The sequence below is a fragment of the Rhizobium sp. RU35A genome (assembly GCF_900156005.1).
Lineage (GTDB): Bacteria > Pseudomonadota > Alphaproteobacteria > Rhizobiales > Rhizobiaceae > Neorhizobium > Neorhizobium straminoryzae.
Genome location: NZ_FTMR01000015.1, coordinates 91,897 through 99,995, shown reverse-complemented (window position 1 = coordinate 99,995; position 8,099 = coordinate 91,897). Strand labels below are relative to the sequence as shown.

Below are 8,099 nucleotides of genomic sequence, written 5' to 3'. Positions count from 1 at the left end.
CTTCCGCTTCGCGGCGCTATGCTAAGCCTCCTGCGGCGTCCCTTCTTCCGTCAAAACCGTGTCGAGAATTCCCGCTTTCCCGCCCCTGAAGGAGGGGCGGCGCTATGCTGAAAGCTCCGATGCTCTTCATTGTCCTTCTCGGATCTCGGACTGGCGCCGATCGATCCGAGCCGAGCGGCTGCTGCCGCTATCGACACGTTGAATCAAGTTGAAATGGAGAGCTGCCCGAGGAGCGGAGCGCTCATCACTCGGAGCGCAGCGGGCAGATCCGTCGTTTTATAACCTGGTTCAGAAGACGGAGAACCGGCGTCGCCGGTTCGCATCCACAAGGAGCGGCCGGGATCGGCCGCGCATCGACCCTACCCTGTACCGCTCTTACGATAGGTCGCCGATCGCGCCAATGGGCAAGCGCGCAAGCGCTGTCGCTCGTCAGGAAAAACGGTTTTCGCCGTCAAGCCGGCAAACCTTCCGTTTTTCCTTCCTCCCGCCCCATGACCCGATCGGCGTCCTAACGGGAGCGGGCTCAAGCCCTCCCCCTTCGTTCCGCCGGATGTGGGGGCACATCCTTCGAAAACGAAGGCAGAGGCTTCGCCCAGTAGCGGGGCTTGCTCCCAAGGGAAACGGGAAAAACTGGAGCAAGAGACCATGAGCGACATCATCGCGATAGCATTGAACAAGCTGGACGCAGACCCGAAGAACGTCCGGAAGACTTACACCAAGGAGAGCATCGAGAGCCTGTCGGCCTCGATCCTCGCCAATGGCGTCATTCAAAACCTTGTGGTGCGCAAGGCATCCCAGGGGAGATACCTCGTAACCGCCGGCGGTCGCCGCCTTGCAGCCCTCAATCTTCTGGCCGAACGGGGCGAGATCACGGCTGACTACGCTGTAAATGTCATTGTCCGGGAGGCGGGTGACGCCACGGAGTTAAGCCTGACCGAGAACGTGATGCGGGAAGCAATGCACCCCGCCGACCAGTTCGAGGCATTCAGAGCGTTATTCGATGAGGGCAAGTCCATCAAGGACATCGCCGTCCGGTTCCCGTGTTGAGAAGATCGCCGCCTTCATCGGATCAGCCAGGCACGAGCCGGCCCACGCCCTTCGGAAGGCCACAATGCTTTTGGAGTGGCTTGCCGACCGACTCCGCAACGTGAATCGGACCCCGCACGCTTCCGACATAGATGCAAATATGACATGCACGGATGTCGAAAACGACATGCACATACAGATTACAACCCCGAAGCCTTTTGAAGCTCGTAATGATGAACGGCGTTCGGCTGACGCCGAACAAGTCAGTTCGCTAGAGGCTGGCTCCGCCAGCAAGAGGGCTTTTGAAGAAAGCCTGGTGAGCCGTTCGCGCCAAAGCAATAGGCACCTGCAAGTGCGGCCTTCACTTGTGGCGCTGAAAGATGTGTGGCGGGCTACGCCAAGCCTTGCCGAATATGGCTACCAGCCCCCGCGTAGTTGGGCGGACCTGGACCGGATCGCTCCCAAACTTTGCCGCATCGCCGGAGTGTCCGAAGATGCGCGCCAGCGGGCCGTGGAGCGAATGGGGCAGCAGGCGGCCGCTGTTGCTATCGCTCTCACCTTTGAGAAATACACGCGGGCCGAGATCAGCTCGCCGGGTGGGTATTTGCGGGCCATGGCCGACCGTGCCGCGAGCGGTGACCTTCATCTGAACCGCTCCGTATTTGGGCTGGCAGCCCGCAACTCAATGGAGGCACACTCGTGATAGAAAATCGCTTAGTTGGAGCCGCGCTGGCCGCGCTTCTGTTCACCGCGTCTTCTGCAGCGGCCGACTATTCAGGCCGAGCGCGGGTGATTGATGGAGACACCTTCAGCATCCGCCAACAGAGGATCCGCATTGCGGCTATTGATGCTTGTGAGCGCGATCAGACCGGCTTCAAGAATGGCGCGATATGGAGGTGCGGCATCGAGGCACGACGGTTCCTCGCCCGCATGATCGATGGCAAGCATGTCCGCTGCGTTGAAGTCGATCGAGACCAGTACAAACGCCTTGTCGGCCAGTGCTTCATCGACAACTCGGATATTGGCCTCGAAATGGTGAAGGCGGGCCAAGCCAGCCTCCTGTTGCGTTATCTGCCAAGATCCCACCCGATCGATCTGGACCAGTATCGCCGCGCCGAGGTAAGAGCCCGACAGCGAGGCCAAGGCTTGTGGGGCGCTCAGGTTGAATCGCCCTCCTCCTATCGCCGCAGCCATTCCGGCACCTGAACGACTGGCGGCGCTCATATGGGCAAGAGATGGCGAGATCTCATGTTTTGGCGAAACCATCGGTTACCCCAGCCTCTTGTTTCAGGCTGCTGGTTCGGCTGCATTCAACACAATCCCGCCCTTGACCTGTGCCGATGTCCCATTTGTCGAGGTGACGTATTGCTGCAAGCGCTCAGGCCCCACACCTCCAAAGTGGTTGCTCTTGATGCCCGTTCGCACGGCGACGCGGTTGGCGCAAAGCCGTTCGTCTCCAAATTTTCCCCGCCTTCGGCTTCCTCGCGAAACAAAATTTGTCCCCGTCCAGCCTCCTTCGCTGCGCTCCGGCCTACGGTGCGCACCGCTTTTCGCCGTGCCTAATGAACGATCATCGCAACCACCATAGAGGAGTGATTAACATGAGCATGACCAACTTCATTCAGTTCGACAAAGACGACATCGACAACGCCAAGGGAACCGGCCTCATCTCCACGATCGACCGGGACCTGGATATCAAGGTCACACCTTTCGACTCCACCAACGAAAAGGCTCCGACGCATCGCGTCTATGCCAAATCACCTCGCGGCCACGACATCGAAGTTGGCGGCATCTGGAAGAAGACCAGCGGAGAAGGGAAGCCGTACTACACCCTCTCCATCAAGCGCCTCGGCTTCAACGCCAACTTGGGACGCTACCCCGGCCAAGATGACGTGGCACTGCAGGCCATCATCGAATGGGAACCCCGCGATTGATCGCTCTGGGAGGCCCGATCTCTGATCGGGCTCCCACCATAAAAGAGCCGCTTACCCCGCATTCGCTGGATATTTGGCTCTTTTTGTGCTAAGTTGAATAATAACTGGAGGCTCCGCCAATGAACGTTCATGCCCCTCGCCCCGATCGCTCTCCGGAAGCTGTTGCAGCCCGACAGAAAGCCGTCGATCAGGCTCGTGCCGCCAATATGCGGCAGGGTTACACTGGCGATCCGGTTTTGGAAGAAGCAAACGGCCGTTACGTTGCGGGAGACATCACTTCCGAGGAAATGCGCCAAGAGTTGCTGGCCCGCTTCAAGCGGGCTTGATAATCACTTAGATATTTCTCGCGGCCGCCTGTGATCTCAGGCGGCTTTTTTGCATGAGGTTTCGCTTGGCCCGCGATGATGAAGCCAAAGGCTCCTACACCTATCCAAACACTTCAGAGGATAAGGATTTCAGGGATGTTCTGAAGAACAAACTGGATATCAGGAGCCATTCGGCGCTACGTGAGGCCGAATACGCTTTTACGGCTTTGAGGCAAACGGAGCTGGCTGAGGGAAAAGGCCCGACCGGGAATCACGACGCAGCGCATCTGAAGGCTCTGCACGGCTACATCTTTCAAGATGTCTATGAATGGGCAGGACATACGCGAAATGAAAGTCCTGTCGTCGATGGGCATCGGGTAGAGCCGGTAGGCGGGCTTTCGAAGGGCGATACGACTTTCCTCCCCGGCTCGCGCATCGAAATGGGTCTCAACGAGGCGCTGAGGCCTGCTAGAGACGTTCAGGGCTTGCGAGCCGCCACACCTGAGCAGTTCGCCGAGAAGGCCGCTCACGTCCTATCTGAGTTGAACTATGTTCATGCCTTTCGCGAAGGCAATGGAAGGGCAAACGAAGCTCTGGTGGTCTCATTGGGCCGCACCTATGGGCATGACATCGATCTGAGTGTCATCACCAAGCCTCGCATGATCGAGGCATCCATTGAGACCACGAATGATCCGTCCAGTCCTGCTATGAAGCACCTCATCCAGGATGCGATGGATCCTAACCGCCGCGAGGCGATCCGCAGTGCCATGTCCGATCTTGAGCAGGCTGGCGAGAAACCGTTCGAGCATAATATCCGCACGGCCCGCCCGGGCGAAGTGATCGAAGGCCAGGTTCTCGGCCATGACAATCGCGTAGCGAGCCTCGTGACCGAAAAGGGGATTGTGGCCGTAGACCGTGCTGATCTCCCCGAGCGGATGCCTCCTGACGACGAGGAAGTTAAGTTCACCGCTCGATCTGATTTCAAGACTCTGGGTCGGCCGGAACAGGTCCAAGATGCCCATTCGCAGCCAGGTCAGCAAAAGGCCCAAGAGCCTCAGTCGCAGCACATCAATGCCGAGCTTAAGGCTATCGAAGCGCAGCAGCTTGCTGATCGCCAGCGAAACCGCGACCAAGACGACCGAGAACGCTGACCTGCGGCCCTATCGCTGCAGTGAGGGCCTTTGTCGTTGGCGCCGGGGTGCCGGAGCTCTGCGCCCTCCCCTGTCCGTTGGATGATTTGACGGACAAACTACGATAGCCCCTTCCCCATTCAACCGCTTGCGCGGTCCTACACTCCGTTGCGGCCCTACGGGTGCATGGGCTCGTTCCGCTATCTTCGGATCTTTGCCGTCAACCAACGAACAGGAGACGGCAATGCAGAGCGTAAAGGACACCTACCAGCGGATCACCGACACCATCATCCAGCAGCTCGAGGCCGGCACCAAGCCCTGGATTCGGCCATGGCGCGGAAATGTTCGCAGGTCGGCTACGCCGCTGCGTGCCTCCGGCGAAGCCTATCGCGGCATCAACGTGGTCATGCTGTGGCTCTCCGGGCAAATCGCCGGCTACGACGAAAACACATGGATGACTTACCGGCAGGCTCAGGAGCTTGGCGCCCAGGTCCGCAAGGGCGAACAAGGAACCCTCGTCGTCAAGTACGGCACCTTCACGCCAAAGGATCAGGAGGCGGACGATCGCACATTCCCCTATCTCAGGGGCTACGCTGTCTTCAACGTCGAGCAGATCGATAACCTGCCTGACCGATTCAAGAGCTCGGCCGATGATGTGCCAATGGATGCCGTTCCAGTTCTCGAAAACGTCGAATCCTTCATAGATCGCACTGGCGCGAAGATCACCTACGGCGGCAAGCAGGCTTGTTATCGCCCTGGTCTCGATGACATTCTGATTCCGGATCGGGGGCGGTTCCTCAGCGAGGTTCACCTTTACAGCACTGTTCTTCATGAAATTTCTCATTGGAGTGGTGCAAAGGCACGTTTGGGTCGTGATCTGAGTGGGCGGTTCGGCAGTGAGGCCTACGCCATGGAGGAGCTTGTTGCCGAGATCTCAGCCGCGTTCGTCTGCGCCGATCTTGGCATCGAGCATGATCCGCGAGATAACACCGCGACTTACGTTGAAAACTGGCTCAAGGTGCTCAAGCAGGATTCACGTGCAGTCATCACTGCCGCCGCAAAGGCTCAGGCAGTCGCTGACTATCTGCGACAGTTCAGCTCTTCTAAAGGGTAGGGCCCCTGGCATAACTGTCGGGCCTCATGCGCATCGACCCAAAACTTTACAACTGTAAAGTCGGGCATCCTTGATGCGTTAACTTCTTGTTAACGAAAAACGCCTTGAAGAATCGGAGTCAGTCTGGCATCCCTGACGGAAATGATCTCGTAAAGTGGTCAGAACCGTCAAGAGGATTGAATGTTGCAGCCAGCTTCTCAGAGCGTCAGAGACACTGCGTCGAAGATCGGGGTCTACACCTCGAAACTCTCTGCGGAGCTGAACGATATGCGTGAGGCTGTTTATCCACCCTCTGCGCAGAAAACATTTGGTCGGACATTCTCAACCCTTGACCTAGTGAGGCTACTCAAGGTTCCGGAAAGTACTCTTCGCCAGTTGACGCTGGAAGGGAAGGGGCCTTTGCCCGAGCGTGCAGAAAACAACAGGCGAACCTACACGATAGAACAGGTCAAGGAACTGAGGGCATTCCTGGCCGAACTTCGTCCGGACGAAGCTGGCGAGCTGCTTCCGCATCGTCGCAAAGGGGAAAAGCTTCAGGTAATTGCTACGGCGAATTTTAAAGGTGGTAGTTCCAAGACAACCACTTCTATCCATCTTGCACATTTTCTAGGGCTTCAGGGTTATCGGGTCCTGTGTCTGGATCTTGATCCGCAAGCATCGATGACTGCGCTATTTGGTATTCAGCCGGAGTTCGATCTCGGCGAGAATCAAACAGCCTATGCAGCCATTCGATATGACAATGAGAGGCGGCCGCTCGCTGAAGTGATCCGGCCAACCTATTTCCCGGGTGTCGATCTAGTTCCTGGCAATCTGGAGCTAATGGACTTTGAGTTTGATACCCCGTCCTATCTGACCTCGAAAACCAGAGATGACTTGGGTTTGTTTTTCGAGCGGTTAAGCAGTGCCCTGGCCCGCGTCGATGATCGATACGATATCGTTATCATCGACACCCCACCGTCCCTTGGATACTCAACGCTCGCCGCTCTTTACGCAGCAACGTCCTTAATCATTACCGTTCACCCGGCGATGCTCGACGTGGCATCGTGCAATCAGTTCCTGATCATGATCTCCGATCTATCGGAGGTGCTGGGGCAGTTTGGAGCAAAATTTGAGCATGACTTTTTCCGTTTCCTGCTCACCCGCGTGAACCCGAATGACGGGCCTCAGAAGTACATGTCTGGAGTCATGCGCCGATTGTTTGGTGATGATGTACTGGTTGCGGAGGCGCTCGAATCGACGGCAATCGCCGGTGCAGCGGTAGCGAAGAAGACCCTATACGAGCTCGAGTCGGGCGAGGTCGGTCGTGAAGCGTTGAAGCGTGCAATTGAGAGCGCTGATCGAGTTAACTCCGAAATCCTCGATCTCGTTCACAAAGTTTGGGGGCGTAGCACATGAAGAAAAGCATCCTTCAGCGAATGGCGGCCGCCGAAAACCGGACAGAATCTGCTGTGGTGTCGGACGCGTCTGACAAGCCCTCGCTGGCGCGGCGGCACTCTTCACCGGTCATTTCCAATGTGGGTCGAGCACTGACACAGCTCACCGAAGATAGTGTCATTTCACTCGATCCTGACCGTATCGACCGCTCCCCCTATAGAGATCGCTTTGGCAACGACGAAGATGCGGCCAAAGAGCTCGAGGCGCTTAAGGTTTCCATCGCAAGCGAAGGCCAAAAAATTCCGGTTCTCGTTCGGCCGCATCCGACGAAACCGGATCATTACCAGCTTGCCTACGGTTACCGTCGATGGGCGGCGATCAAGGCCATAATGGCAGAAGCGGATCGCCCGGAGACCATAAAGATTCGAGCGTATGTTCGAGAGCTTTCCGATCGGCAATTGATTGAAGAGCAATCGCTTGAGAATGGTGTTCGGGAAAACTTGACCTGGATCGAGCAGGCAATGTGGGCAGTACAGCTCAAAAGTGCTGGCCTTTCCCATCGCGCCATGTGCCCAATCTTGGGAGCTTCAGAAGCGGCAATATCGCATCTGTTTCGAGTGACGGAGGCGGTTCCCGAAGACATCATTCTTGCGATCGGCAGAGCAAAAGGAGTTGGTCGCCCGAAATGGACCGCATTTGCCGAGTTGCTGAAAGATCCGAGCAGCGCAGCACGTGTTCGCAAGATAATCGACACGGTCGAGTTTCGAGGCGCTGACAGCTCCAGCCGTATTGCCCAAGCGATACGAGCTGCAAGTGCTGCAGCCGACAAAGTGACTGCGGAACCAGCTGAAGAGATTGTTGACTTCGCCGTGGGTGACCGAGTTTTTGGCCGCATGAAGAGTAATTCGGCTGGAACTACGGTCTCAATCCCGAAGCAGGAACGCGCTTTCGCGCGCTGGCTGGCGGACCGAATGCCTGACCTTCTAAGCGAATACAACAATCAGTCCGATCCAACTCACCAAGAGGTGTGATCGAGACACTCGTTAATTGGTCAAGAGGAGAGACCGCGACAAAAGAAAAAGGCCCCCAAAACGTTTCCGTCATGGAAGCCTCTCTCAATTCCTAGCAAGATCGAGAATCGCATTTCCATGAATCCCAGTCAAGGGTCTTTGGCATCGTTTTGGTGAGCGGATTTCTTTTGCCTGAAGAAAGGTGA

9 protein-coding genes are annotated in these 8,099 nt (G+C 56.9%); all 9 read left to right on the top strand.

Annotated features, from left to right (window positions below; all coding sequences use genetic code 11):
- The first annotated feature begins 645 nt into the window (after positions 1-645).
- Positions 646-1,047: a ParB/Srx family N-terminal domain-containing protein gene (locus F3H95_RS24325; protein WP_149747852.1), complete on the top strand. Its 402-nt coding sequence runs from the start codon at positions 646-648 to the stop codon at positions 1,045-1,047.
- Between the two features lie 139 nt (positions 1,048-1,186).
- Complete coding sequence (gene repC, locus F3H95_RS24320) at positions 1,187-1,729, top strand: replication initiation protein RepC (protein ID WP_244618127.1); 543 nt, start codon at positions 1,187-1,189, stop codon at positions 1,727-1,729.
- Between the two features lie 26 nt (positions 1,730-1,755).
- A complete protein-coding gene (locus F3H95_RS24315) occupies positions 1,756-2,232 on the top strand; it encodes a thermonuclease family protein (RefSeq protein ID WP_149747856.1) in 477 nt (158 codons plus the stop codon).
- Positions 2,233-2,627: 395 nt separating this feature from the next.
- Positions 2,628-2,960 (top strand): DUF736 family protein, encoded by a 333-nt coding sequence (locus F3H95_RS24310; RefSeq protein WP_102022171.1) that lies wholly within the window; start codon positions 2,628-2,630, stop codon positions 2,958-2,960.
- 119 nt (positions 2,961-3,079) lie between these two features.
- Complete coding sequence (locus F3H95_RS24305) at positions 3,080-3,286, top strand: antitoxin VbhA family protein (protein ID WP_037093580.1); 207 nt, start codon at positions 3,080-3,082, stop codon at positions 3,284-3,286.
- 65 nt (positions 3,287-3,351) lie between these two features.
- Positions 3,352-4,416 (top strand): Fic family protein, encoded by a 1,065-nt coding sequence (locus F3H95_RS24300; RefSeq protein WP_244618126.1) that lies wholly within the window; start codon positions 3,352-3,354, stop codon positions 4,414-4,416.
- A 223-nt stretch (positions 4,417-4,639) separates the two neighbouring features.
- The gene (locus F3H95_RS24295) at positions 4,640-5,509 is read left to right on the top strand and encodes a zincin-like metallopeptidase domain-containing protein (protein ID WP_149747849.1); all 870 of its coding nucleotides are present in this window, start codon (positions 4,640-4,642) and stop codon (positions 5,507-5,509) included.
- 180 nt (positions 5,510-5,689) lie between these two features.
- Positions 5,690-6,904, top strand: a complete 1,215-nt coding sequence (repA, locus tag F3H95_RS24290) for a plasmid partitioning protein RepA (RefSeq protein WP_102022175.1) — start codon at positions 5,690-5,692, stop codon at positions 6,902-6,904.
- A complete protein-coding gene (gene repB / locus F3H95_RS24285) occupies positions 6,901-7,914 on the top strand; it encodes a plasmid partitioning protein RepB (RefSeq protein ID WP_149747848.1) in 1,014 nt (337 codons plus the stop codon). The genes repA and repB overlap by 4 nt, the downstream gene beginning before the upstream one ends.
- The last annotated feature ends 185 nt before the right edge of the window (positions 7,915-8,099 follow it).

Bases quoted from the DNA above. Each gene is read 5' to 3' on its own strand.
- F3H95_RS24325 (WP_149747852.1), top strand. From the start codon at position 646: ATGAGCGACATCATCGCGATAGCATTGAACAAGCTGGACGCAGACCCG.
- repC (WP_244618127.1), top strand. From the start codon at position 1,187: ATGACATGCACGGATGTCGAAAACGACATGCACATACAGATTACAACC.
- F3H95_RS24310 (WP_102022171.1), top strand. From the start codon at position 2,628: ATGAGCATGACCAACTTCATTCAGTTCGACAAAGACGACATCGACAAC.
- F3H95_RS24305 (WP_037093580.1), top strand. From the start codon at position 3,080: ATGAACGTTCATGCCCCTCGCCCCGATCGCTCTCCGGAAGCTGTTGCA.
- F3H95_RS24295 (WP_149747849.1), top strand. From the start codon at position 4,640: ATGCAGAGCGTAAAGGACACCTACCAGCGGATCACCGACACCATCATC.
- repA (WP_102022175.1), top strand. From the start codon at position 5,690: ATGTTGCAGCCAGCTTCTCAGAGCGTCAGAGACACTGCGTCGAAGATC.
- repB (WP_149747848.1), top strand. From the start codon at position 6,901: ATGAAGAAAAGCATCCTTCAGCGAATGGCGGCCGCCGAAAACCGGACA.